The organism is Ramlibacter sp. AN1133 (assembly GCF_037890035.1).
Taxonomy (GTDB): Bacteria; Pseudomonadota; Gammaproteobacteria; order Burkholderiales; family Burkholderiaceae_C; genus Ramlibacter.
In genome coordinates this window covers 485634-510920 of sequence record NZ_JBBKTQ010000001.1, presented here as the reverse complement: position 1 = coordinate 510920, position 25287 = coordinate 485634, and the positions used below count along the sequence as shown (strand labels likewise).

General features: G+C 71.3%; 19 protein-coding genes. 15 read left to right on the top strand and 4 right to left on the bottom strand.

The features are described 5' to 3' along the window. The first annotated feature begins 9 nt into the window (after nt 1–9). From WG923_RS02355 to WG923_RS02335, 5 genes are read left to right on the top strand one after another with little or no spacing between them, the layout of a single operon-like run. On the top strand, nt 10–999 hold the full coding sequence (locus WG923_RS02355) for an NAD-dependent epimerase/dehydratase family protein (RefSeq protein WP_340349300.1): 990 nt from the start codon (nt 10–12) through the stop codon (nt 997–999). A gap of 36 nt (nt 1000–1035) precedes the next feature. Continuing rightward, nucleotides 1036–2904: an asparagine synthase (glutamine-hydrolyzing) gene (asnB, locus tag WG923_RS02350; RefSeq protein ID WP_340349299.1), complete on the top strand. Its 1869-nt coding sequence runs from the start codon at nt 1036–1038 to the stop codon at nt 2902–2904. Continuing rightward, nucleotides 2904–3794, top strand: a complete 891-nt coding sequence (locus WG923_RS02345; RefSeq protein ID WP_340349298.1) for an NAD-dependent epimerase/dehydratase family protein — start codon at nt 2904–2906, stop codon at nt 3792–3794. The genes asnB (WG923_RS02350) and WG923_RS02345 overlap by 1 nt, the downstream gene beginning before the upstream one ends. Next, on the top strand, nt 3791–4654 hold the full coding sequence (locus WG923_RS02340; RefSeq protein ID WP_340349297.1) for a methyltransferase domain-containing protein: 864 nt from the start codon (nt 3791–3793) through the stop codon (nt 4652–4654). Before WG923_RS02345 ends, WG923_RS02340 begins: the two co-directional genes overlap by 4 nt. Next, the gene (locus tag WG923_RS02335) at nt 4651–5376 is read left to right on the top strand and encodes a hypothetical protein (RefSeq protein ID WP_340349296.1); all 726 of its coding nucleotides are present in this window, start codon (nt 4651–4653) and stop codon (nt 5374–5376) included. Before WG923_RS02340 ends, WG923_RS02335 begins: the two co-directional genes overlap by 4 nt. Nucleotides 5377–5385: 9 nt before the next feature. Here WG923_RS02335 and WG923_RS02330 read toward each other — a convergent pair whose 3' ends face one another. Together WG923_RS02330 and WG923_RS02325 are read right to left on the bottom strand one after the other, a co-directional pair. Then, nucleotides 5386–6330 carry a methionyl-tRNA formyltransferase gene (locus WG923_RS02330; protein WP_340349295.1) on the bottom strand — a complete coding sequence of 315 codons (945 nt, stop codon included), beginning with the start codon at nt 6328–6330 and terminating at the stop codon, nt 5386–5388. Then, complete coding sequence (locus tag WG923_RS02325) at nt 6327–7130, bottom strand: polysaccharide deacetylase WbmS family protein (RefSeq protein WP_340349294.1); 804 nt, start codon at nt 7128–7130, stop codon at nt 6327–6329. Before WG923_RS02325 ends, WG923_RS02330 begins: the two co-directional genes overlap by 4 nt. Nucleotides 7131–7262: 132 nt before the next feature. Between WG923_RS02325 and WG923_RS02320 the strand changes: the two genes are divergently transcribed. From WG923_RS02320 to WG923_RS02290, 7 genes are read left to right on the top strand one after another with little or no spacing between them, the layout of a single operon-like run. Continuing rightward, nucleotides 7263–9119, top strand: a complete 1857-nt coding sequence (locus WG923_RS02320) for a glycosyltransferase (RefSeq protein ID WP_340349293.1) — start codon at nt 7263–7265, stop codon at nt 9117–9119. After that, nucleotides 9119–9793, top strand: coding sequence for a formyltransferase family protein (locus WG923_RS02315; protein WP_340349292.1), 675 nt, complete (start codon nt 9119–9121; stop codon nt 9791–9793). The genes WG923_RS02320 and WG923_RS02315 overlap by 1 nt, the downstream gene beginning before the upstream one ends. After that, on the top strand, nt 9790–10491 hold the full coding sequence (locus tag WG923_RS02310; protein WP_340349290.1) for a WbqC family protein: 702 nt from the start codon (nt 9790–9792) through the stop codon (nt 10489–10491). Before WG923_RS02315 ends, WG923_RS02310 begins: the two co-directional genes overlap by 4 nt. Beyond that, nucleotides 10491–11636, top strand: coding sequence for an ABC transporter ATP-binding protein (locus tag WG923_RS02305; RefSeq protein ID WP_340349289.1), 1146 nt, complete (start codon nt 10491–10493; stop codon nt 11634–11636). Before WG923_RS02310 ends, WG923_RS02305 begins: the two co-directional genes overlap by 1 nt. Further along, nucleotides 11633–12790, top strand: a complete 1158-nt coding sequence (locus tag WG923_RS02300) for an ABC transporter ATP-binding protein (RefSeq protein ID WP_340349288.1) — start codon at nt 11633–11635, stop codon at nt 12788–12790. The genes WG923_RS02305 and WG923_RS02300 overlap by 4 nt, the downstream gene beginning before the upstream one ends. After that, a complete protein-coding gene (locus WG923_RS02295; RefSeq protein ID WP_340349287.1) occupies nt 12787–13578 on the top strand; it encodes an ABC transporter permease in 792 nt (263 codons plus the stop codon). The genes WG923_RS02300 and WG923_RS02295 overlap by 4 nt, the downstream gene beginning before the upstream one ends. A 41-nt stretch (nt 13579–13619) precedes the next feature. Beyond that, a complete protein-coding gene (locus tag WG923_RS02290) occupies nt 13620–16346 on the top strand; it encodes a glycosyltransferase (RefSeq protein WP_340349286.1) in 2727 nt (908 codons plus the stop codon). A gap of 39 nt (nt 16347–16385) precedes the next feature. On the opposite strand, the gene asnB (WG923_RS02285) is transcribed toward WG923_RS02290, so the two are convergent. Together asnB (WG923_RS02285) and WG923_RS02280 are read right to left on the bottom strand one after the other, a co-directional pair. Beyond that, entirely contained in the window at nt 16386–18272 is a 1887-nt protein-coding gene (gene asnB / locus WG923_RS02285) for an asparagine synthase (glutamine-hydrolyzing) (RefSeq protein ID WP_340349285.1), read from the bottom strand. 96 nt (nt 18273–18368) lie between these two features. Next, entirely contained in the window at nt 18369–19784 is a 1416-nt protein-coding gene (locus WG923_RS02280; protein ID WP_340349284.1) for a glycosyltransferase family 4 protein, read from the bottom strand. Nucleotides 19785–20063: 279 nt separating this feature from the next. On the opposite strand from WG923_RS02280, the gene WG923_RS02275 reads away from it, so the two are divergent. From WG923_RS02275 to WG923_RS02265, 3 genes are all read left to right on the top strand, one after another. Then, on the top strand, nt 20064–20951 hold the full coding sequence (locus tag WG923_RS02275; RefSeq protein ID WP_340349283.1) for a class I SAM-dependent methyltransferase: 888 nt from the start codon (nt 20064–20066) through the stop codon (nt 20949–20951). Nucleotides 20952–20962: 11 nt separating this feature from the next. After that, a complete protein-coding gene (locus tag WG923_RS02270) occupies nt 20963–23017 on the top strand; it encodes a glycosyltransferase (RefSeq protein WP_340349282.1) in 2055 nt (684 codons plus the stop codon). A 205-nt stretch (nt 23018–23222) separates the two neighbouring features. Further along, a complete protein-coding gene (locus WG923_RS02265) occupies nt 23223–25247 on the top strand; it encodes a glycosyltransferase family 4 protein (RefSeq protein WP_340349281.1) in 2025 nt (674 codons plus the stop codon). Nucleotides 25248–25287: the final 40 nt, after the last annotated feature.

The window sequence follows — 25287 nt, the reverse complement described above, 5'->3', positions numbered from 1 at the left end:
GGGAAGCGAATGAACCTCAATGGCAAGAAGCTGCTGGTGATCGGCGGCGCGGGGCTGATCGGGTCGCACACGGTCGACTCGCTGACGAAGGAGGATGTAGCCGAAATCCGCATCTTCGACAACTTCGCACGTGGACGCGAGGAGAACCTGGCCGCCGCCCTGAAGGATCCGCGCGTGAAGGTGTTTCCGCTCGGTGGGGACATCCTGCATCGCGACATCCTGGACGCGGCGATGGAAGGCATGGACGGGGTGTTCCACTTCGCCGCGCTCTGGCTGCTGCACTGCCACGACTACCCGCGCTCGGCCTTCGAGGTGAACGTGGGCGGCACCTTCAACGTGCTGGAAGCGTGCGTCAAGCACAAGGTGCAGCGGCTGGTCTATTCCTCCTCGGCTTCCGTGTACGGCGACGCCGTGCAGGAGCCGATGGACGAGGACCACCCGTTCAACAACAAGAACTTCTATGGCGCCACCAAGATCTGCGGCGAGGCCATGGCCCGCGCGCTGCACCACCGCTACGGCCTGCCCTACGTGGGGCTGCGCTACATGAACGTGTACGGGCCGCGCGCCGACTACAAGGGCGCCTACATCGCCGTCATCATGAAGATGCTGGACGCGCTCGACGCAGGCCGCGGCCCCACCATCCTGGGCGACGGCACCGAGGCCTTCGACTTCGTGGCGGTGCAGGACTGCGGCCGCGCCAACGTGGCGGCCATGAAGGCCGACACGGTGGACCGCTGCTACAACGTGGGCACGGGCGTGCGGACGTCGCTGAAGGAGCTCGCCGAGCTGCTGATCGAGCTCACCGGCAGCAGGCAGGCCGTGCAGTACGCGCCGCGCAGCCAGGCCACGCTGGTGCGCAACCGCATCGGCGACCCGCGGCGGGCGAAGGCCGAGATCGGCTTCGAGGCCGCGATGGACCTTCGCGCGGGACTGAAGGACCTGATCGCATGGCGGAAGGCGCACATCGCCGAAGTGGCGGCCCGACGGGCCGCCGCTTGAACCGGCCGGCGAGCGGGTGCGGCGGGGCGTGTTGACATGTGTGGCATTGCAGGTCTCCTGAGGCTGGATGGCGCACCCGCGGACCTGGCCGCGGTGCAGCGCATGGGCGACGCGCTGGCCCATCGCGGGCCCGACGGCGAGGGCAGCTGGAGCGACGGACCCCTGGCCTTCGCCCACCGGCGGCTGGCGATCCTGGACCTGAGCCCGGCGGCGGCCCAGCCCTTCCGGCACGCGTCGGGCCGCTACGTCGTCACCTACAACGGCGAGGTGTACAACTTCCGCGAGTTGCGCGCCCAGCTGCGCCAGCTCGGCGCCGAGTTCCGCACGGAGTCCGATACCGAAGTGCTGCTCGAAGCCTTCGTGCGCTGGGGTCCCGAGTGCGTGAGCCGCTTCAACGGCATGTTCGCGTTCGCGATCTGGGACCAGCGCGAGCAGCGCCTGTTCCTGGCGCGGGACCGCTACGGGGTCAAGCCCCTCTACTACTTCGAGGGCGGCGGCCAGTTCCTGTTCGCCTCCGAGCCGGTCGCCATCACCTCTCAGCCGGCCTGCGGGCGCCGGCTGGCCGTGGACGGCCTGGTGGAGTACCTCACCTTCCAGAATTTCTTCTCCGGCCGCACGCTGTACCAGGGGGTGCGCATGTTCCCGGCAGGGCACTCCGGCTGGATCTCTGCCGGCCGCTCGTTGGAGCTGAGGCAATACTGGGACTTCAGCTTTCGCGAACCGGAACGCACCGCCAGCCCGGGCGAATTGCGCGAGGAGCTGTCCGGGCTGCTGCAGCAGGCCGTGCACCGGCAGCTGGTCAGCGACGTCGAGGTCGGCGCCTACCTCAGCGGCGGGATCGACTCGGGCTGTGTCACGGCCATCGCGGCCCGCGAACTGCCCTTCCTGAAAAGTTTCACCTGCGGCTTCGACCTGCACTCGGCCAACGGCATCGAGGTCGCCTTCGACGAGCGCGAGCGCGCCGAGCACATGTCGTACCTCTACAAGACCGAGCACTACGAGATGGTGCTGAAGTCCGGCGACATGGAACGCGTGATGCCGCGGCTGATGCGGCACATGGGCGAGCCGCGCGTCGGGCAGTCCTATCCCAACTTCTACGTCGCCGGGCTGGCGAGCAAGTTCGTCAAGGTGGTGCTGACCGGCACCGGCGGCGACGAGCTGTTTGGCGGCTATCCCTGGCGCTACTTCGCGCCCGATCGCCCGATGGCGTTCGACGACTATGTGGACGGCTACTACGCGAACTGGCAGCGGCTGGTGCCGCCGGAGGGCATGGGCGACCTGCTGGCGCCGGTGTGGCAGCAGGCGCGGCAGGTGGACACGCGCCAGATCTTCAAGGACGTGTTCGGTTCGCATCCATCGCACCTGAATACCTACGAGGACTACGTCAACAGCGCGCTGTACTTCGAGGCCAAGACCTTCCTCCACGGGCTGCTGGTGGTGGAGGACAAGCTGAGCATGGCGCACGGGCTGGAGTCGCGCGTCCCCTTTCTCGACAACGACCTGGTGGACTTCGCCATGCGGGTTCCGGCGCGCCTGAAGCTGGCCTCGCGCCACGAGGAACGCCTGGACGAGAACACGCTGGGCCCCAAGGCCGAGCAATACTTCCAGCGGACCCACGACGGCAAGCTGATCCTGCGTGAAGCGGTGGAGCCGTGGATGCCGAAGATGGTGACCCGGGCCGCCAAGCAGGGCTTCTCGGCCCCGGACGCGAGCTGGTTCCGCGGCGAGAGCCTGCAGTACGTGCAACGTTGCCTGCTGCGGCCGCAGGCGCGGATCAACGGCATCATGAATCCGGAGGTGGTGGGGCGGCTGCTGCAGGAGCACATGAGCGGCCAGCGCAACCGCCGCCTGCTGATATGGTCGCTGCTGTGCCTGGAGCACAGCGACGTGGACTTGGTGGCCTGATGGCCAGGCTGCTGATCGCCGGCGCCACCGGGCTGGTCGGAACCCAGCTGGTGCGGCAGGCCCGCGCCGCGGGGCACGAAGTCACGCGCATCTGCCGTGCCGAGACCCCAGGAGACGTGCGCACAGTCGTCGCCGACCTGCGGCATCCGTACGACCTGGCCGAGCGCCTGCCGCGCGAGGCCTTCGACGCCGTGCTGTACCTGGCGCAGGGTGACGACCATAACGACTTCCCGGCCAACGCCAGCAACGCGGTGGCCCTGAACATTGCGGCGCCGGTCGCGCTGTGCCAGTGGGCCGTGCATGCCGGGTGCGGGCGCTTCCTGTTCGCGTCCTCCGGCGGCATCTTCGGTTCCCAGCCCGACCCCGCGGTCCGGATCACGGAGGCCACCCCGCCCGCCGGCCGGGGCCTGAGCTTCTACCTGTCGACCAAGGCCCGCTGCGAGGAACTGCTGCGGCACTTCGAGCCCCACATCCCGCTGGTGGTGCTGCGCTACTTCTTCGTCTACGGCGCCGGCCAGCGTCCGCGGTTCCTGCTGCCGCGCCTGGCGCAGCGCATCCGCCTGGGCGAAACGATCGAACTCGCCGGGGGGCGCGGCGCCCTGCTCAACCCGATCCACGCCGACGACGCCGCGGGCCTGACACTCGCGGCGGCGCTCGGCGACGCCGGTGGCAGCATCAACATCGCCGGCGTGCAGGACACCTCCGTCGCCGACCTGGCCGCGTTGCTGGCCGCCTGCCTGCGCGTGCCGCTGCTGGCGCGCGAGACGCCGGGCGCGCCGGCGTGCTATCTCGCCGACACCAGCCGCATGCGGGGCACACTGGGCAGCCCTCGCGTCGCGCTGGAAGACGGCATCCGCCGCTCATTCGGGGCCGGGGAGGCTAGCGCATGAATTTCTGCGGCCGCCCGCTCGAAATATCGACCGACACCCAGGGGGTCACGGTCGATGAGCTGCGCGCGCGCGGGGCGCAACAGCGCTTCCTGCAACTGCCGGACGTGCTGCCGCTGCTGCGCGAGCCCCTCGACAAGGGCGCGCTGGTGCGCCAGGGGGACGGTTTGCAGGGCAGCCAGCGCTTCTACCCCATCGTCTCCGGCTGCCCCATGCTGTTCCCCTGCGACCTGGACGCCGTCGAGCGGGTGCTCCAGGGCGCGGGCACGCTGGGCGCGTTCCCTTCGCTGTCGCCGCTCGAGCAGTACTGTGCCTTCGGCCTGCTCAAGGCGTCCAACAACGTGAACAACCTCTCCGCCGGCGACCCCTGGTACGAGCGGCACCTCTGGCGCTCGGCACGGCTCCTGCGCGACGCCGAGGGCCGCTTCCTCGACATCGGCTGCGACGACGCCCTCCTCAGCCGGGGCATGCTGGGCGCGCAGGTGGACTACGTCGGCCTCGAGCCGTCCTCGTCGCCTTCCCCTGTGTTCCGGGTCGGCGGCCTGGGCGAGTTCCTCCCCTTCGCCGACGCCAGCTTCGACGCGGTGGGCTTCCAGACTTCGCTGGACCACATCTTCGACTACCAGCTCGCGCTGGAGGAGGCCCGGCGCGTGCTGCGCCCGGGCGGCCGGCTGTACCTGGCCACGCTGCTGTGGACCACGCAGGCACACCTGTACCGGGACACGGTGCACTTCCATCACTTCCGCCCCGCCGAGATCGAGGCCGCGCTCGGCGGCCGCTTCGAGGTCCAGGAAGTGCAGGCCTACGGCTGGAAGGGCGATGCGCACCGCTTCGGCGTCTACCTGTCGGCGGTGAAGGCATGACCGCCGCTCCCGACGACTTCACGGAGGCGTCCTACCGCGAACTGCTGCGGCTGACGGCGGCGCAATACGCCATCTGCGGCTATCGCGAGCCCGCCGCCGGGCCGCATGCGATCCTGCGGCACGACCTCGACGCGTCGCTGCAGCGGGCCCTGGCGCTGGCGAGGATCGAGAGCGAGGAGGGCGTCCAGGCGACCTACTTCGTGTTCCCGCGCTGCCTGTACTACAACCTGCTCCATCCGGACAGCAAGCGAGTGGTCGACGAGATCCTCTCCCTCGGGCACCGGCTGGCGCTGCATTTCGACGTGTCGATGGACCACGCCCCGGAAGACCTGCAGCGGCTGGTGCAGTTCGAGAAGGCGCTGATCGAACACGAGTTCGGCCGTCCGGCGGAAGCGGTGAGCTTCCACCTGGCGGGGGATTTCCGCTCGCGGCTGCCGCAGGAGGACGAGGTCTGCGGCATGGTCAATGCCTATTCCGCACGCATGGCCGGCGAGTACCGGTACGTGTCCGACTCCAACGGCGTCTGGCGTTTCGAGCCCTGGTTGCGGCTGATCGATGCCGTGCGGCACCCCCGGCTGCACATCCTGACGCACCCGGAGTGGTGGACGCCGGGGCCGCTGACGCCCCGCCAGCGGCTGCAGCGCGCCATCGACGGCTATGCGCGCCGCATGGGCGCGTGGTACGACGAGACCACGCGCAAGTCCAACCGCCCCAACTACTGAGGCAGCGGTTCAGACGAGCCGGTTGCGCAGGCTGCGGAGGATGGCGGCCTTGGCGTCGGCGCCGCCGGCGCAGCCTTCGACGTCGACCTCCAGCAGGCGCAGCATGCCGTCGCCGCAGGCGATGACCGGGTCGCCCTGTTCCTGCCGGCAGACCTGGCCGGGCACGGCCAGGAAGGGTCCGGCGGACGGCACCACGGCCGCCCGCCAGATGGTCACCGGCCGCGTGCCTTCGAGCAGGCTGTAGGCGCCCGGCGCCGGCCGGGTCGATGCCCGGACCAGCCGGTGGACCTCCGCGGCCGGGCGGCTCCAGTCGATGCGGCCGTCCTCGCGCCGCCGCGGGTAGCAGCGCAGGGAAAGCGCCGGGTCCTGCGGCTGCGGCTGCAGTTGCAGGGTGCCTGCCGCCACGCTCTCCACCAGCGCGAGGTACATCTCGGGAATGCGCCGGCGCAGCCAGTCGTAGACCTGCTCCACGTCGGTGCCGTCGTCGAGCGGCAAGCGGTCCCGCAGGGCCACCGGGCCGGCATCCAGCGCGTCGGCCATCTGGTGGATGCACAGCCCGACGCTCGGCTCGCCGGCCAGGATCGCCCAGTTCGGGCAGGCGTTGCCGCGATAGCGCGGCAGGTCGCCGGGGTGGGCGTTGAACACCCCCTGGGGAAAGGCGGCGCGCGCCTGCGGGCCGATCAGGGTCAGCCAGTTCATGGACATCGCCAGGCTGCACTGCGCCGCCTGCAGCCTCGCCAGCTGCGCCGGGGCGTTGATGGCCGCCGAGCAGAAATAGTCCGCGCCCACCTCGTCGGCGAAGCGGCGGAAGTCCTCCTCGCCGGCCGCCGAGGTGTCGGAGGCGGCGCAGGTCGCCACCAGGGGGACGCTGTGGCCCGCCGCCGCGATCCTGCGGCCGGCCTCCAGCAGCATCTCCGTGCGCCCGATGACAGCCACCCTGAGCCGGGGAGTCACGGCTGCCACCTGTCCACGTACTGGTCGATGGTCAGCGATGCGCCGCGCGCGCGGTTCACGACCTCCTCGAAGAGCGTCGCGGCGCCGGCGCCGCCGAAGCGGTGCGCCGCCACATCCTGGCGCGCCAGCGACGCGAGCGGCTTGCCTGCCGTTTTCAGCGCGGCGTAGGCGCCGAAACCGGGCGAATTCAGCGCCAGGTGCACGGGATGGAAATCGAACACCTTCAAACCCGGCGTGTGGAAGGCCGGGTCGTCGAAGGTCCACGGCCGACCCGTGAACATGAACATGTTGTCCTGGAACACGTGCGGCACGCGCGTGAGCCACGGGCCGCCGTCCGAAAAGCGCACGCGGTGCGGCGCCACGTGGTCCGCGTCCATCAGCAGCACCGAGCAGTCGGTGCGCAGGCCGAATTCCTCCGCCAGCAGCTGGCTGTGGCGTTCCGACTGGAACAGCGAATGCGCGCGCACCGAGCGGGCGCCCGGGACCAGGGCCAGGAGGTGCCGCACGACCTCGCCGGGGGTGGCGCCATGGCTGCTCCCCGGCAGGAAATTCGGGTGGAGGCCGACCTCGAACAGCGGCTCGCTCAGGAGGTCGGCGAGCACCGGCGAGGCATGGGTGGCGAACCAGGTGGCGCGCACGCCCCGGCGCGTGAGCGCATCGGCCGCGTCGGCCACCATCCAGTCGGGGGCCCAGTCGATGTCCAGCGTCAGCAGGTGCAGGGTTTCCAGAGACTGTCCCTCACTAGGAAGATCGCTCGTGCATGGCGGGCGATCATAGCGGGCAGCGATAATGCAGGCCATGGATTCTCACTGGCGGCGGCCGCAAGGGCCGCCGTCGTATCTGCACCGGACGCCGCGGCCCCAGGGCGCCGTCCGGCCAGCGAAGGAACGGGTCAGGGAGGCCGGCGTCAGGCCGGCCCGGAAAACGAAGAGATGATCAGGCGAGCGAAGAACTGGGTCCTGCGAAAGGCCAGACCCCTCATCCAGGAGGCAGCCGGTCCGGCCGTCGAGGCCGCCGCGCGCGATGCGCTCCAGGCGATGCTGCCGCCGCTGCGGCAGACCGTGGAGGAATCGCTCAAGCAGGCGACCGGCGACTCCATGGCGTCGGTCGCGGCCGCGGCCGAGGCTTCGATGAAGGCCGCGGAGGCGGCCGCCCAGGACGCGGTCCGGTCGACGCAGGCCCTGGCCCAGCCCCTGATGGAGCGCCTGCAGGCCGCCCAGGCGGAGTTCCTCGCCGGGATCGAGGAAGCGCACGCGCGGCAGGTCCGCCTGCTGGCGGACCAGGGGAGCGCCTCCATGCGGCGCGTGGAGCGCGCGCTCCACGGGCAGCTGGCGTTCAGCGCGGGGCACCCGCTGCTGCTGGAGCAGCTGACCCGCGCGCAGGAGCAGTTCCGTCCCGGCATGCGGCCTGCGCTGGACCTCCCGGCGAGGGTGCGCGCCGAAGTCCGCAAGTACGCGGGCCTGCCGCTGCAGCCGCGCGAGGACGACAGCGAGGAAGACCTGCTGGCCGAACTGCGCTTCCTCTGGACCAACAGCGTGCTCGTGCGGCCGCTGCTCGCGCTGTGCGCGGGCAAGCGCGTCCTGTACTCGGGGCAGTGCTACTACAACCTGTGGTACCTCTCGCGTGCCTTGCGCGCGCGCGGCTGGAAGGCCGACCTGCTGAACTGGGACGGCGACCCCGCCACGCAGATCTACTATCACGGCGAGGACTTCCGCTTCGCCGGCCAGCCGGACGAGGCCCTGCAGACCTTGCGGTTCTACGTGGCTTCGCTCTACGGCTACGACGTGTTCCATTTCAGCAACGCACACGGCATGACTTTCGGCTGGCCGATGGCGGCGCTGGTGGCGCCGCTGCTCGGCGATCACGGCGAGATCCACCTGCTGAAGGCACTGGGCAAGAAGGTCGCCTATACCAACAACGGCTGCCTCGACGGCGTGTCCCAGACCTCGTTCTCGCGCTGGGGCGCGGAACCCGTGTGCGCCATCTGCCGCTGGCGCGACGAGCCGTCGGTCTGCAGCGACGAGCGCAACCTGCGATGGGGGAGCCTCCGCAACTCGGTGGCCGACTACCAGTGCCTGCTGGGAGGCAACCGGGCCGACTACAACGACGACCCGCGCGTGCACGAGGCGCCGTGGGTGTATTGCATGGACTCCGAGGTCTGGCGACCCGACCTCGACATCCCGGAGCGGTTCCGAATTCCCCGCCGGAGCGAACGGACCCTGCTGCTCTACCATGCGGTCGGCCACCGTGGCGACCGCACGCTCGAAGACGGCGTCAACATCAAGTCGTCGCACACCTACCTGCCCCTGATCGACAAGCTCAAGGGGCAGGGCTGGGACATCGAGCTCCTGGAACCCGAGGGCGTGCCGAACCGCGACGTGCGCTACCTGCAGCTGCAGGCGGACGTCTTCCTGGAGATGCTGACCTACGGCTGGTTCGGCGCCAACGCCCGCGAGGCGATGATGCTGGGCAAGCCGGTGATCTGCTACATCCGGCCGGAGTGGCTGGACAGCCTGCGGGAGGAACTGCCCGAATACGCGCGCGACCTGCCCATCGTGAGTGCCACGCCCGACACCGTGGAAGACGTGCTGGTCGACCTCCTGTCCAATCCCGCCAAACGCGCCGAGATCGGGCGGCGAGGGCGCGAGTTCATGCTCCACTGGCATTCGTCCGAGGCTGCAGCGCGCGAGTTCGATCGCATCTACAGCGGCCTCATCGCAGGCAGCCCCCTGCTGCGCCCGCCGCGGCTGGTCCCGGCGCCGGGCGCGATCAGGGTTCTGCGGACCTGATGGCGATGGCTGCGGGCGTCAATCTGCTGCTGCTGATGCATCCGCCGTTCGCGGCGGATGCCGTGCGAACCGTGAAGGAGCTGGGCGGCTTCGGCGCGCTGGGCAGCGTGCAGACGCTGGACGAGCTGCGCGGGGCGATGCGCGGGCGAGCCTGGGACGTCCTGCTGGCGTTCGGCACGGGCGTGATCGTTCCGGCCGACATCCTTTCCCTCCCGACCTTGCACGCCTTCAACATCCACGCGGCGACGCCAGCCTATCCGGGCCGCGATCCCCACCATTTCGCGGCCTATGACGGCGTTCGCGAGTACGGGGCGACGCTTCACGGCATGACCCCGGCGATCGACCAGGGACCTGTCGTTGCCGTGGAGCTGTCCGCGGTCGGTGCGGACACTCCGCCGCAGGAACTGCTGGCCGTGGCGAACACCTGCGGGCTGCGGCTGATGCGAAGCTTGCTTGCGAGCGTGGCGGCCGGTCGGCTGCCGTCGCCCGATGCCGGCCTGCGCTGGACGGGCCCGGTGCGCCGGCGCGCGGATTTCGTCGCGTTGTGCAAGGTGGACGCGCAGATGCCGCGCGCCGAGTTCGAGCGGCGGCTCCACGCCTGCTCCATGCCGGGTTATGCCAACCTGTGGACGGAAGTCCACGGGCGCAGGTTCGCGCTGGATCGGCCGAAGTGAACGACATCCGCACCGCCGCGATCCACCAGCCGAATTTCTTCCCCTGGCTCGGCTATTTCAACAAGATCGCGCGCGCCGACGTGTTCATCGTGATGGACGACGTGCAGTACCAGAAGACGGGGAGCAGCTGGTCCAACCGCGTCCAGCTGCCCGTGGCCGGCCAGGGCAAGTGGGTCACGGCGCCGATCCGCCGCCCGGCGCATGGCGTGCAGACACTGGCGCAGATCGAGTGGGACGCCCAGCCCTGGCGCGAAAAACTGGCCAGGACCCTGCACCTGCACTACGCCCGCGCGCCGCACTATGCCGAGGCCATGTCGCTGCTGGAGCCGCTGGTGCGCAACCCGGAACCAAGGCTGCTGCCGTACAACCTGCACGCGGTGCGCACGATCGCTGCGGCGCTGGGACTGGGCGGCCGCTTCGTGCTGGCTTCCGCCTTCGCCGCGCAGGCCACCGGCACGCAGCGGCTGGTGGAACTGGTGCGCGCCGCCGGTTGCCGGCGTTACCTGGCGGGCGGGGGCGCCGGCGGCTATCAGGAGGACGCGCTGTTCGCCGCTGCCGGGCTCGAATTAGAATATCAGGCTTACACGCACCCCGCCTATCCGCAGCACGGCGCGACAGGCTTCGTACCCGGCATGTCCATCATCGACGTGCTGATGAATTGTGGCGTCGTCCGCACCCGCGAGCTCGTAACTTCCTGATGCCGCAACAGGCTATCGTCGCCAAGGGCGTCACCAAGTATTTCCCCAAGTCCGGCCGCATGGGATGGCGCGACGTGGTCAGGGGCCTGCGCCCGCAGGACCGCTTCACCGCGCTCGACGACGTCTCGCTGGAGGTCCCGCACGGCGAGGTGGTCGGCATCCTGGGCCGCAACGGCGCCGGCAAGAGCACGCTGCTGCGGCTGCTGGGCGGTATCTACGCGGCCGACAAGGGGGTGGTGGCCCTCGGCGGCGACGTCGCGGGGCTGTTCGAGCTGGGGGGCTTCGGCAACGCCCAGCTCACCGGCCGCGAGTTCGCCGAGCGCTACCTGCAGCTGTTCGGCGTCGCGCGCGCCGGCTGGCCGCCGTTGCTGGAGGACATCCGCGACTTCTCCGAACTCGGCGACTACTTCGACGAGCGCATCCACACCTACTCCGCCGGGATGGCGGCGCGCCTGTATTTCTCCACCGCCACCGCCATCCGCCACGAGGTCTACCTCATCGACGAGATCCTGTCGGTGGGCGACGAGCACTTCCAGGCCAAGTCCTGGTCCCGCATGCGCGAGCACCTGGCCAGCGGCGCCTCCGGGCTGCTGGTCACCCACGACTGGTCGGCGGTCATCAAGCTGTGCCGGCAGTCCAAGGTGCTGGCCTCCGGCCGCGTCGTCTTCGAAGGCTACTCGGACGCGGTGGTGCGCAGCTACCTGGACCTGCCCAAGCCGCAGGCGCACCGCGCGCGTTTCCTGGTGGAGGACGGCGAGACCTTCGGCGGCACCAGCGGGGCGGGCTGCCGCCTCGGCTTCACCGTGGAGATCATGGAGCCCGTCGCGGCCGAGGCGGCCGTGTCGATCGAGGCGCTGCAGCTCGGTGTGGGCTGGGAGCCGGTGATCCTGACCGAATTCCAGCCGGTGGCGAGCGTGCCGGGGCGCTATCGCGTGGAGCTGGAGATCCCGCGGCTGCCGCTGGCGCCGGGCGAGTATTCGGTGAACCTGTTCCTGACCGGCGCCGCCGATCCCGCCACCGGTGCGCGCGAGGCGCTGGACGCTCGCGGCTGGACCTACGGCAACGGCCTGTCGATGCGGGTGGAGGGGCAGCCCACGGCGGGGGTGGCGACGCTGCCGCTGCGCTGGACGGAGCACGCGGCATGAACGAGCTGTCGATCGAGGCGCGCGCGCTGCAGAAGCACTTCCAGCTGGCCCACGGACCGGTGAAGAAGGCCGTCGACGGCGTGAGCTTCCGCATCGGCGAGGGCGAGCGCGTCGGCATCATCGGCCGCAACGGCGCGGGCAAGACCACGCTGCTGCAGCTGCTTGCCGGCATCGCCGACCCCACGGCGGGCACCCTGGACGTCCACGGCAAGGTGACCGCCATCTTCACGCTCGGCATGGGGCTGCGGGACGATCTCACCGGGGTGGAGAACATCTACGTCGAGGGCGAGCTGATGGGTCGCAGCCGCGACCAGACCCGCGGGCTCATCGACGAGATCGCGGACTTCGCGGAGCTCGGCGAGTTCATCGGCCGGCCTGTGCGGACCTATTCCACCGGCATGAAGGCGCGGCTCGCCTTTTCCACCATCGTGCACGTCGAGCCCGAGATCCTCATCATCGACGAGGCCCTGTCGGTCGGCGACGCCCGCTTCGCGGCCAAGGCCACGGACAAGATGCGGGAGCTCACTCGCAGGGGCCGGATCCTGATCCTCGTCTCCCATTCGATGGGCGCCATCAACGAGATGTGCACCCGCTGCATCTGGATCGACGCCGGGGTGGTCCGGCAGGACGGCGCGCCGGAGCCGGTGACGGCGGCCTACCTGCAGGAGGTGCGGCAATCCGACAACGCGAAGCTGCTCGAGCGGTTCCGCCGGGAGATCGTGCACGAGGCGCTGGCGCCGGGCTGGGACATCCCGGCGCTGGCGATGCACACGGCCGAGGGCCTGCCGGCCTCGGTGCTGGTGACGGGCGACCCGGTCGCGCTGGCGGCGCAGGTGCTCGGCGCCGTCGGCACCGCCTTCAAGGCACGGCTGCGGGTCGAGCGGCTCGACGGCCTGGTGGTGCTCGAAAGCGATGCGGCCTCCGACGGCGCCGCGCTGCGCATCCCGGCCGGCGGCCGGACCGAACTGCGGGTGGACTTCGGCCGGCTGGCTCTCAACTACGGCATCTACCGCATGCTGTTCGAAACCCTGGCGGACCACGGCGTGACCGCGCGCCGCTCCATCCTCTTCGAGGTCGTCAATCCCCGGCCCCACCGCGGCGGCCGGGCGGTGCTGGTGTATCCGGCGGCGCTCCACGTGACTCCCACTCCATGACCTTCCTCGGTTTCGACCGCCGCGATGCCTCCACCGTCTGGAACTTCTTCCGGATGTTCCTGCGCGACCGCTTCCTGGGTTCGCGCCTGGGCACGGTGTGGGCCGTGGTCAACCCCGTCCTGATGCTGGCGATCTACACCTACGTCTTCGGCTTCGTGTTCAAGGCCCGGCTGCCGGGGGCGGACAGCACGCTGGCCTTCGCCACCTGGCTGATCGCCGGCTACGGCCCCTGGCTGGCCATCACCGAATCCCTCAATTCGGCCGCCTCCTGCGTCGTGTCCAGCAGCGGGCTGGTGAAGAACATGGCGTTCAAGACCGAGTGCCTGCCGCTGGCCGCCAGCATGCTGGGGCTGGTACCGCTGTCCATCAGCGCCGTCTTCGCCGCCGTGCTGATGGTCGTGGACGGCAACATGCCGAGCTGGCACGCGCTGGCCGCGATCCCGGGTATCCTCCTCACCTTCGCCTTCGTGGCCGCGCTCGGGCTCGGGCTGGCCGCCCTGACGGTGTTCGTGCGCGACGTGAGCGTGATGCTGCCGAACCTGCTGATGATGGTCCTGTTCGCCTCGCCCATCTTCTACCCCCTGGACGCCATGCCGCGGCTGCTGCAGGTCGTGGCCGCCTGGAACCCGTTCTTCCTGCTGGCCGAATTCGTGCGCGCGCCGCTGGTGTTCCACCGCATTCCGCCCCTGTCGCAGTGGCTGTACGTCGCCGCGCTCACGGCCGTCCTGGGCTACTTCACGCTGACGCTGTTCCGCCGGCTCAAGGGCAACCTGTCCTCCATGCTGTAGCCGGGCGCACGCAGCGCCGCCGCCCCGTTTCCGTGCCCACCATGTCCCAGCTCCACGCCAACGCCGCCGCCGCCGCCGGATACGACGCCGTCATCATGCTGACGTGGTCGGACTGGCACCGCGAGCCCCGCAGCAACCGCTACCACTACGCCACCCGCTTCGCGCGCGAGCACCCCGTGCTGTTCCTGCAGCCCACGCTGGCGGCGGACGCGGCTCCGCTGGTTGAGGCCAGCGGATGCGACGGGCTGGAGATCGTGTCCCTGCCGCACACGCTGACCCCCGCGTTGGTCGAGCAGGTGCTGGCGCTGATGCGCCAGCGCGGCATCCGCCGGCCGCTGCTGTGGATCTACAGCAGCACGCACTACGCGCTGCTGCTGCGCGCGCTGCCGAACGCGCCGCGCGTGTACCACGCCACCGAGGACTACCTGACGCCCTGGACCCACTGGGAAGAGGCCCAGTACCAGGTCGCCGAGTCGGTGCGCCGGCTGGTGCCGGAGATCGACCTGGTGGTCACGGTGAGCGGCCAGGTGGGCAACGCCTTCCTGGAGAACACGACCTACAAGGGCCCGCTGCTGGTGGCGCCCAACGGCTGCGACGCCGGCTTCTATCGCGCCCTGGCGCCCGGGGCGCCGCCGCCGCGCGAGAAGGTCTGCATCTTCCAGGGTGGCATCAACATCCGCATGGACTTCGAGCTGCTGCTGCAGCTGGCACGGCGGCTGCCGGACTGGGAATTCTGGTTCTGCGGCGCCGCCGACGAGCGCCAGGAAGGCTGGCGCCGGCTGAAGGCCGAGCGCAACGTGCGCTGGTTCGGCCCGCTGCCCCCCGAGGAGTTCGGCGCGCGCATGTTCGAGGCGACCGTGGGCCTGATCCCCTTCCTGCCGGAGAAGGGGATCTGGAACTCGCTGCCGCTGAAGGCCTACGAGTACGTGGCCTGCGGGCTGCCGGTGGTCTCGGTGCCGATCCACGCGTTGATGGACCAGCCGCGGTTGTTCAGCATCGCGGAGACGGCCGACGGTTTCGCGCGCGCCATCGTGCAGCTCGCGCCGACGCGCAGCGACCCGGAGCTGCTGCGGCTGCGCGAGGAGGCCTCCGCCGGCAATTCCTACGACGAGCGCTTCGCCACCGTCCGCGCCAGGATCGTCGAGGTGATCGCCGCGCGCAGGCAGCAGCCCAAGCGGCTGAACATCGCCGTGCTGTACGACGACGGCATGTCGCTGCACGTGAGCACGATCCGCGAGCACGTCGACAGCTTCGTGCGGTACTCGCGCCACGACGTGTACTACTTCCCCGCCACCGGGCCGGCGGCGGCATTCACCGTCCGGCACGGCGGGGGCTCGTCGCCGACGGAGCCGGATTTCGGGTTCTTCGACGTGCTGGTGGTGCACTTTTCGGTGCGCGTCTCGGTCAGGGGCCACATGACGCCCGAGATGGAGCGGGCCATGGCCCGCTTCCCCGGCCTGAAGGTCCTGTTCATCCAGGACGAGTACGAGACGCCCGAGACCGCGCGCCAGTGGATGGAAGACGTCGGCATCGACCTGGTCTACACCTGCGTGCCGATGGAAAGCGTCGAGCTCGTGTATCCCCGCGAGCGCTTCCCGCACGTCGACTTCCTGCCCACCCTCACCGGTTACGTGCCGGAGGACCCGGCGCTGGACAGCTTCGCGCTGCCGCTGGCGCAGCGCCGCAACCTGATCGCCTATCGCGGCCGGCGGCTGCCCCTGTGGTACGGCCGCCTCGGGTGGGAGAAGTACCACATCGGCGCGGAGGTCAAGCGGCTGGCGGCCGAGCGGGACCTGCCGGTGGACGTGGAAGTGGAGGACGGCAAGCGGATCTACGGCGACGGCTGGTACCGCTTCCTCGGTTCGGCGCGCAGCACGCTGGGCACGGAAAGCGGCTGCAACCTGTTCGACTTCGACGGCAGCATCCGCGCGCGCGTGGCCCGGGAGCTGCAGCAGGACCCGACGCTGGACTATCCGCGGCTGGCCAGCTGGCTGGAGCCGCTGGAGCAGGGCGTGCGGATGAACCAGATCTCGCCCAAGGTCTTCGAGGCGATCCGCACGCGCACGGCCCTCGTCCTGTTCGAGGGGCAGTATTCCGGCGTGGTGCGGCCCGGCGTGCACTACATCCCGCTGAAGAAGGACTTCTCCAACTTCGACGAGGTGGTCCGGGTGCTGCGCGACGACCGGCAGGTCTCGGAGCTCACCGCCCGGGCCTACGCCGACGTCGTCGCCTCGGGCCGGTACAGCTACCGCACCTTCGTCGAGGGCTTCGACCGCGACGTGGAGTCGCGGCTGTGCCGCGGCGGGCGCGTGCGCATCCTCGGCATGCCCCTGATCGCGCTGGCGCGCGACGGCAGCCTGGAGCACATGCAGCCGCAGCAGGAGAGCGCGTACCTGTTCAGCTCCGTGGCCCTGGACCGCAACACCGAGGGCGCGGCGGTGATGGCCCACGCGCGCGAGTCGCTCGCGCGCCGCATCGCGCTCGACCAGGCAGAGCAGGAACTGCAGGCGCTGCGGGCGGCACTGGCGGACGCCCCGCCCGCGCCCGAGCCGGCGAGCGTCATGGTGGCGGTATCCTCGGCGGCCCCCGTGGCGCGCGGGCGGCTGCGCAGCCGCCTGCGGCGGCTGCTGGCGGGGCAGCTCGAGAAGATCCAGGAGCGGCGGCTCCAGGGCACGGCGAGCCCCCTCACCGGCGTGGTGCTGGGGGTCTGGCGCCGCACGCCCAGCCGCGCGAAGCGGCTGGTGCGGGCGGTGCTGCACCGCCTCTAGGCGGTACAGCCGACGCTAGGCGGTACAGCCGACGCGGCGTCAGGCGCCGTTGCGCCAGGCGCCGTCGCGGTGCATCGTCAGCCACTCGGCCAGGCTGATCCAGCGCCACATCGCCCAGGAATTGTTGGCGCCGGCCTGGTGCTCGTCCCAGAGCTTGCGCAACTGCGGCAGGTCGTAGCCGGGCAGGTCCGCCAGCAGGGGCGAACTGACCCGCTCCCAGGCCCAGTCCTTCAGCTGCCCGCGCAGCCAGAGGTCCAGCGGCGCCGCGTAGCCGACCTTGTCGGCGCGCCACTGCACCGGCTTGGGCAGGAGGCCCTCGCCGGCGGCGCGCAGCACGTGCTTCTGCCAGCCGTTGCGCACCATCACCTCGTCCGGCTGCGCGATGCACCAGTCCACCAGCTCGTAGTCGAGAAAAGGCAGGCGGCCCTCGCGGCCGAACGCCATCGCGTTGCGGTCCGCGTAACGCAGCAGCATGGGCAGGGAGTTGTATTGCACCGACTCGGCCAGCTGCCGACGCAGCCGCATGCCGGGCACCGCCTTCGGCACGCCCACCTCGTAGGGCCCCGCATACACGCCGTACGGGTGCTTGATGGTGCGCAGCACCTCGCGCAGCGGCATCGCGATTTCGTGGTTGAAGCGGCGCTTGCTGTCCTTGTAGCCCTGGCTGGCCACCCGCAGGCGGCGGTTGAACAGCCAGGTGGAGCGGGCGAGGTCGAACACGTGGCGGCGGTCCGCCAGGTCCAGCTGGTGGCTGCGGAAGTAGTACTGGTAGCCGGCCAGCACCTCGTCGGCCCCCTGGCCGTCGAGCAGCACCGTCGTCTCGTGCTCGCGGGCGAGCCGCGCCACGCACCACTGCAGGTAGATGGAGGCGGAGAGGAAGGGCTCCTCCTGGTGCCAGTGCAGCCGGCGGCTCTCCTCCATCAGGCCTTCGGGCGTGGGCGACACGCCGTGCGAGTGCACGTGCGCCGCGCGCGCCACCATGTCGATGAAATCGCCCTCCGACAGCGTCGGGTCCTCGTCGAAGCGCGCGGAGAACGAGTTCTGGTGGAACTGCGAGCCTTTCAGGCGCAGGTCCGACAGCACGCACACGATCATCGAGGAGTCCAGTCCGCCGGACAGGCTGGTGCCCACCGGCACGTCGGAGCGCAGCCGCTTGCGGATGCTCTCCTGGAACAGCGAGAGGAACTCCTCGGTGGTCTCGCGCTCCGGGCGCGCCGGCGCGATGCGCTCGTAGTCGGGGGTCCAGTAGCGCCACCTGCGGCGCACCTGGCCGTCCGGGCCCAGCACCATGGCGGTGGCCGGCGGCAGCCGGCGCACGCCCTCGAACAGGGTCTCCTCGCCGTCCTCGTAGTAGCTGCCGGCCGTGTACTTCGCCAGCACCGCCTGGTTCACGCCGACCGGTACCTGCGGGTGCGCGAACAGCGCCTTCATCTCGGAGGCGAAGGCCATGCCGCCGTCCGGCAGCGTGACGTGGAACAGCGGTTTCTCGCCGAAGCGGTCGCGCGCCACCAGGATCTCCTGGCGCGCGGAGTCCCAGATCACGAAGGCGAACATGCCGTTCAGGCGCGGCAGGCAGTCCGCGCCCCAGTGGCGGTAGGCCGCCAGCAGGACCTCGGTGTCGCTGCGCGTGCGGAAGGCGATGCCTTCCTTTTCCAGTTCCTGGCGCAGCTCGACGAAGTTGTAGATCTCGCCGTTGAAGACGATGGTGGCCGTGCCGTCGCCGCTGGTCATCGGCTGCGCGGCCGCCTCGCTCAGGTCCACGATGGACAGGCGGCGGTGCGCCAGCGCGATCGACATCGCGCCGGCGGGCTTGACCGTGAGGCCGAAGCCGTCGGGCCCGCGGTGGGCGAGCCGGTCGCGCATCCGGGCGACGAGTTCCTCGGAGAAGTGGGCCGGCGGGGCCAGGACGGTTACGAGGCCGCACATGGGATCGAGCCCTCGGGGAATTTCATGGGATGGTGCGTGTAAAGGGACGGGCGCGCCGGCGGCACGCCCCGGTGAAGGGAATGGGTCTTCGGGCGGTCAGGCCAGGGCGCTGTAGAGATGGCCGAGGCGCTGCTTCTGCGCCGGCCAGCCGTATTCGTCGCGGATCGTCTGGAGCGTCTGCGTGGACGGCCGGAACCGTGCCGGGTCCGCGACGATCTGCCGGATGGCGTCGGCGATGGAGGCCGGGTCCTTTTCGTCCATGACCACGCCCACGCGGAAGCGGCCCACGAAGCGCTCCAGCTCCACCAGCCGCGCCACCGCCACCGGCACGCCGCTGACGACGCTTTCGAGCAGCTTGTTCGGAAAGCAGAAGTAATAGCTGAGACAGACGTTCTGGATCGCGATCACGCTGCAGTCGGCGCTCGAGACGAACGAGGTCACCTCGCGCGACGGCACGGGGTCGACCAGGTGGATGCGGTCGCGGATGCCCAGGCGCTCCGCGCATTCGACGATCTCCCCTTCGGTGACGGAATAGCGCGGACCGACGAAGGCGAAGTGCAGCCCCGGCACCAGGGCGGCGGCTTCCACGCAGTGCGTGGCGCCACGGTCGATCGTCACCGAGCCCACGTACACCGCCAGCGGCGTGCCGGGCGCCAGCCCCAGGTGGTCGCGCACGGTCCGCTTCGGGCGGTCGTCGGCCGGCTGCAGGTCGGGCGAGTTGAGGACGACGGTGGGACGCTCGATCGCGTAGTTCTCCTTCAGCCAGTCCGCGATGCTGTCGCACACGGTGATCACGGCTCGGGTGCGCCGGATCAGGATGTTCTCGTACATCGCGATCCAGTGCTTGGTCAGCGGCGCGAGCGTCCAGTAGTTGGTGTGCGTCTCGAGCTCGTGCGCGTCGTACAGCAGCGGCACCCCCAGCCTACGCGCGATCGCGTAGCCCGTGGACAGCGTGGTGAGGTCGTGCGAATGCACCACGGTCGGCGCCAGGCCGAGCCCGATCGCCTTGCCGTGCACGCCGATGCTGTCCAGGTAGTGCAGGAATTCGAGGGTGTCCAGCTGGTTGAGCCGCCGCCCCACCGGCGCCAGCGCCCGCGCCGTGTAGTAGAGGATGCGCCGCCGCGCATCGCGCGGCCCGGCGAGGGTGACGAGCAGCACGCCCACCACGGCCAGCGGCAGCAGCAGCAGCGCGAGCGCCAGCAGGACCAGGCCGGGCAGCAGCAGGGCGAGCGCGATGCCCGCCCCGCGCAGCCACTCGACGCGCGAACCGGGGGCGTTCCAGGCCGCCCGCACCACGCCCGCGTGCAGCATCAGCCGCCGCAGCAGCTGCCGCCACGGGTGCAGCGCGGAGACCTGGGGAACGGCGTGGTAGGTCACGCCTTCGCTCGTGTCCGTGGCGCCGGGGACCTGGCCGCCGCGGAAGATCACGTCCACCCGGTGGCCGGCGGCCGCCAGCGCGGTGGCTTCCCTCCTGACGCGTGAATCGATCTTCCAGTCGTTGTTGACCAGCATCAGAACCTTGTGGATGCGCAAACTCGTCCCCCGTCGTACGGCCAGCCGACCGGCCCGGGCTCCGGTGGAGCGTGGCGGCGATCGAGGTCGAAATTCTACGCGGGCGCGGGGGCGCGGCTGCAGAGCTGCCAGGCGGGCGTGCTACGCTCCGGGCTGCCGATCCGCGGCGCCGCGTCCACGATGGGCCGCCGGCGGGCGCGGCGTGGCCCGCGCCCTGCGCGCCACCGCATCCACCCACGCACGGCGCTGGCGCCGTCCACGCAAGCAACGACCCGCAACATGAGCACTCTGAAGAAGCTGGCCGACCTGTCCAGTGCCGTCGCCAGCTACTGGACCGACCACAACGTCACCCTGCACAAGGTCTTCGCCTCGCGCGCGGAATCGGTCGAGTACTTCCACTGGCGCTGCGACCAGTACCCGGGCTACCTGGACCTGATGCCGGTGGCCGGTTTCGACGGCCAGGACATCCTCGACTACGGCTGCGGGCCCGGGCACGACCTGGTGGGTTTCCTCGAGTACTCGAAGCCGCGGCGGGTGGTGGGCGTGGACGTCTCCCGCTCCAGCCTGGCCGAAGCCACGCACCGCCTGAAGCTCCATGGCGGCGAGCGCGTCGAGCTGTTGCTCGCCCGGCCGGACCAGACGGCGCTGCCCTTCGAGGACGCCTCCTTCGACTACATCCATTCCTCGGGGGTGCTGCACCACGTGCCCGACCTGCGCGCCTCGCTGCGCGAGCTGCGCCGGCTGCTGCGCCCGGGCGGCCGCATGCGCGTGATGGTCTACAACCACGACAGCCTGTGGATGCATCTCTACGTGGCGCACACGCTGCGGCTGCGCAACAAGACCATCCCGGCGGACCTGCCGATCCGCCAGGCCTTCACCCGCTCCACCGACGGCCCCGACTGCCCGATCGCCAACTGCTACACGGGCGCGGAATTCGCCGCCGAAGCGGCGGCCGCGGGCCTGGCCTGCCGCACGGTCGGCGCCGCGGTCTCGCTGCACGAGCTGCACCAGCTGCAGCAGTTCCGGCTGGAGGCCTGCATGGACCTGGCCCTGGAGCGGGAGCACCGCGAATTCCTGCTGGCGCTGACCTTCGACCACCGCGGCACGCCGCTGTGGAACGGCCTGCCCGCCGGCGTCGACCTGGTGCTGGAACTCCAGCCCGCCTGAACGGCAAAGCCATGGCCCAGCCGCGACCGCAGGGCGTGCGCGCGCCGTGGCCCGGCTTCGGACGGGCCTCCGCGCGGCCGGAGGAAGTGCTGCTGGTGTGCTTCTACGATCCGGCCGGGGTCTCCACGGTCATCGAGACCGTGGCCTACCTGCAATCCGCCTCGCGCTTCTCCGTCTCGGTGCTGAACCTGTTCGAGCACCGGCTGGATACCGGCTACCTGCGGCTGCACCCGCTGCTGGAGCTCGAACGCTTCGATGCGGTCCTGATCCACAACACGGTCTCCTACAACCCGGACAACCTGCGCAGCCTCGATGCGTCGCTGGCGGTCAAGCTGCGCGACTTCCGCGGCGCCAAGCTGCTGATGAAGCAGGACGAGAACTACCGCTTCCGCGAGCTCGCGCAGTACGTCGGCGACACCGGCTTCGACGTCGTCCTCACCTGCCTGCCGCCGGAAGCGGTGCCGGTGGTGTACCCGCCCGAGGTGGTCGGGCCCGTGCGCTTCGAGCGCATGCTCACCGGCTACGTCACGCCCACCCTGCGCTCGCGGGACCCGCTGGCCGGCCCGCGGCCGGTGGACATCGGCTACCGCGGCTCGATCCAGCCGCTGTCGTTCGGCCGGCTGGCCTACGAGAAACGCCGCATCGGCGAGGACGTGGCGGCGCGGCTGGCCGGCCGCCGGGACCTGGTCCTGGACATCTCCAGCCGCTGGGAGGACCGCCTGGGCGGCGCCGCCTGGCTGGACTTCCTGTCCTCCAGCAAGGCCACGCTCGGCGCCGAATCCGGCGCCAGCATCTTCGACCTGGCCGGCGACCTGGACCAGCGCTGCGCCGACCTGGAAGCGCGGCATGCGCACCTGGCGCCGCGGCAGCGCGACGAGGCGGTGCTGCGCGGGCTGGCGGACCTCGAGGGCAACGTGCGTTATCACCAGGTCTCGCCGCGCCACTTCGAGGCGATCGCCTGTGGCGCGGTGCAGCTGCTCTATCCCGGCGAGTACTCGGGCCTGCTGCAACCGGGCCGCCACTACCTCCGGCTGGAACGCGACCTGGCCAACCTGGACGAATGCGTGGACTTCATTCGCGACGAGCCACGGCGCCGCGAGCTGGCCCAGCGGGCCTTCGAGGAAGTGGTGCTCGATCCGTGCAACGGCATCGAGAGCTTCGTCGGCCGGCTGGACGAACTGCTCGACGAGGCGCTGCGCGCCAGGGGGCGCCTCAGGCCGACGGTGCTGGTGGCTCTCCCCGCCCGCCACGTCGCCCTGCTGGGCGCGGCGGAGCTGCCCCCCGCGACGGCGTCACCGGCGGCGGAGCCGGTGCGCCTGCACCGCGTGGTGCTCGGGGACGCCGGCGACGCCATGGCGCAGCCGCAGCTGCGCGAAGACGCGGGCGAACTGGTCCTGCCGCGCCGCGCCTGGGCCCCGGCGGGCGCGGACAGCGCCCTGCATTCCTGGCTGGCGAGTCCGGCGGGGCTGGCCGGCCTGCAGGAGCTGCTGCTGGCGCAACGGCTGCTCGCCCTGGACGACGCCGGCCTGGGCGCGGCGCTCGGGCTGCCGCCCGGCCTGCCGGGCACGCAGGCAGCGCGGGCGCGGCTGCAGTCCATGCTCGATCACGGGGCGGCGGTGGCCGCCGCCAGCGGGCTGCGGGGGCTGCAGGCGGTGGCGGCGACGGCCATCGAGCAGCTCCCGGCCGCCCTGTTGCTGAAGGCGCAGGCCGGCGCGCCGCTGCTGGCCGCCGCCGCCACGGACCTCCTGCCGGCCGGGGCCCTGGAGGGCGAGCGCGCCTGGTGGACCGCCGCCTGGCAGCGCATGGCGCCCTGCGTGGACGGTGCGCTGGAAGACGGGAGCCCGCTCGCCACGGCCGGCGGTCCCGTCCCTCTCACCTGGGCGGCGCTGCCGGCGGGCGCGTACTACGCCGCGCCGCCGCCGCCCGTGCCGCCGCCGCCGGCGCTCGCGCGCTGGTGGATCGGGCACCGGTACCAGCCACTGCGCAAGCTCTGGCGGCTCCTGCCGGCCTGGCTGCGGCAGCAGATCGCCACGGCGCTGATGCGCACGAGAGGGCATCCGCGCTGAATGCCGGGCTGGTTCGTGTCGGACCGACGCAAGGGCACGGTTCGGGCCCCCGCGGCGGCCGTGGTACGCTTGCGGCCCGTCCTCGCTGGCCGCGCGGCGCCGCAGCCGAGCGGGTTTCGTGCAGGGCGGCCGCCTCCCCCGCCTGGCCTTCGCCGCGTCCGCGCGCGAGGCAGTGCGCATTCCACGCTGGATACCCATTCCTGCCTTGAGCCCGATCGACCGTTTTCCTGCCGGCGGCGTGCCGTCCGCAGCGCCCCGAGCCGGCTTCCTGCCCCTCGGGGAGCGCGCCGAACGCGTGCTGTTCCTGTGCGCCTGCGAAGGCGGCGCCGAGTCGCCGGCGGCAGCCGCTGCGGCGCGCTACCAGGCGGGATCGCGCCACGCGGTGACGGTGCTCGATGCGCGGGAACTGCAGGACGCCAGGGGGCGCTCGCTGGCGCCGGCAGACCTTCCTCCCGGCGCCTTCCGCGCGCTCGTGGCCGAACCGAGCGCCCTGGACTGCCCGCAGGCGGCGGTCTGGCTCCAGTTGTTCGCCGGCGTGCGCGTCCTGCTGTACCCCGCGGGCGGCGGGCAGCCGCGGGGGCCCTGCGACGCGGTCGTCGCGATCGACGCGGCAGGCCTGGAGGCCGGCCCGGTCGACGACGCCGTCGCCGCGGCACTGCAGGCGCGCGGCCTGGCCTGCGTGCCCGAGGTCGCCGCCGGCCGGCCGGGCCGCAACGTGCTGGTGGTGGTGCCGCACCGGCCCCGGCAGGATCCGCGGCTGAACTGGATCGCGCACGGCGCCGCGGCGCCGGTGCTGGTGCACCAGTTGGGCGTGCACGATCCGCGCGAGCCGGCGGAGAGCGCCCTGGACACCCGGGGCGCCCTGGTGCGCTCGCACCCCACGGCCCGCTACGCCCCCGGCGAGGCGGTGCGCTGGCGCGCATTCGTCACCGGGCATGCGGGCGCGCAGGCAGCGGTCGACACGCTGCTGTGGATGGAGCGGGTGCTGCAGTTGCGCGGCGAAGCCTACCTGGAGGCCATCGGCGCCTGGGCGAACGACGCCCGCGCGCAGGGCCTGCGCTGGGTGCTGCAGCACTTCCTGGACGTCAGCGCGACGCTGGTGCGGCAGGCCAGCCCGCTGCGCAACGTGGACGCCGTCGTGGCGGCGGACCTGCCCGCGCTGCCGGGCGCTTTCATCCTCGGGGCGCTGTTCCGCGTCCCGGTGGTGTTCGATGCGCACGAATTCTGGCCCGAGGCCGACCTGGGCGCCGCGCTCTTCGAGCAGCAGCTGTGGCAGGCGGTGGAGCGCCGGCTGGTGCGCCACGCCGCCCTGCGGGCCACGGTGTCCCCCGGCCTCGCCGCCTTGATGCAGCGGCTGTACGGCGTGCCCTTCCTGGTGCTGCCGAACGCCGAGCCGCGCAGCAGCGCACTGGCGGCCGGGCCGGCCGCGGCGGCGCCCCGCGCCGGTCCCTGCCGTTTCCTGTTCCAGGGCGGCTTCGCGCGCGGCCGCGGCATCGAGCTGCTGATCGCGGCGTGGCCGCGGGTGCGCGAGGACGCGCAGCTGGTCCTGCGGGGGCCCGCCGGCGAGTGGCGCGACCGGATGATCGCGCTGGCGCGGGGCACCGGGCTGCTGGAGCGCCGCATCTTCTTTCCGCCGGCCGTGGCGGAATCGGAAATGATCGCGGCGGCCGCGGGCGCCGAGGTGGGGCTGGTTCCCTACGAACCCCAGGGGGCGAACCATCGCCACTGCTGCCCCAACAAGATGTCGCAGTACATGGCCGCCGGCCTGCCGATCCTGGCCAACGACACCTCCTTCGTGCGGGAGGTGGTGCAGGCCTCCGGGGCGGGGCTGGTGGTGGATTTCAGCGACGCGGACGCCCTGGCGGCGGCGGTCGACCGACTCGCGGCGGACGCGCCGCTGCGGCAGCGGCACGCCCTGCAGGCGCGCCGCCATTTCGACGGCAGCTTCCACTGGGAGGCCCTCAGCGCGCACTTCTACGAAGAAGTCTCGAACCTGTTGCGCGACCGCCCCGTGCGGGAACTGCAGGTCTTCTCCGCGGCGGCCGGAGTCGGGGACAATAGCCTGCTTGCGCGCGGGCGAAAGCGTTCGCCGGGCGCGGGCTTCTATCGCGGCTGGGGCGACTCGCCGACGCGGCTGGCGGAGCGCCTGTGGCGCCACACCCCCGAGCCGCTGCGCAGGCTGGCCAGGCCGCTCGCGCACCGGGTCCGCGTCCTCCTCGTTGGCGCCTAGCCGCACCCGGTGCGGCATTCTTGTTGCGGGAACAGAGTCT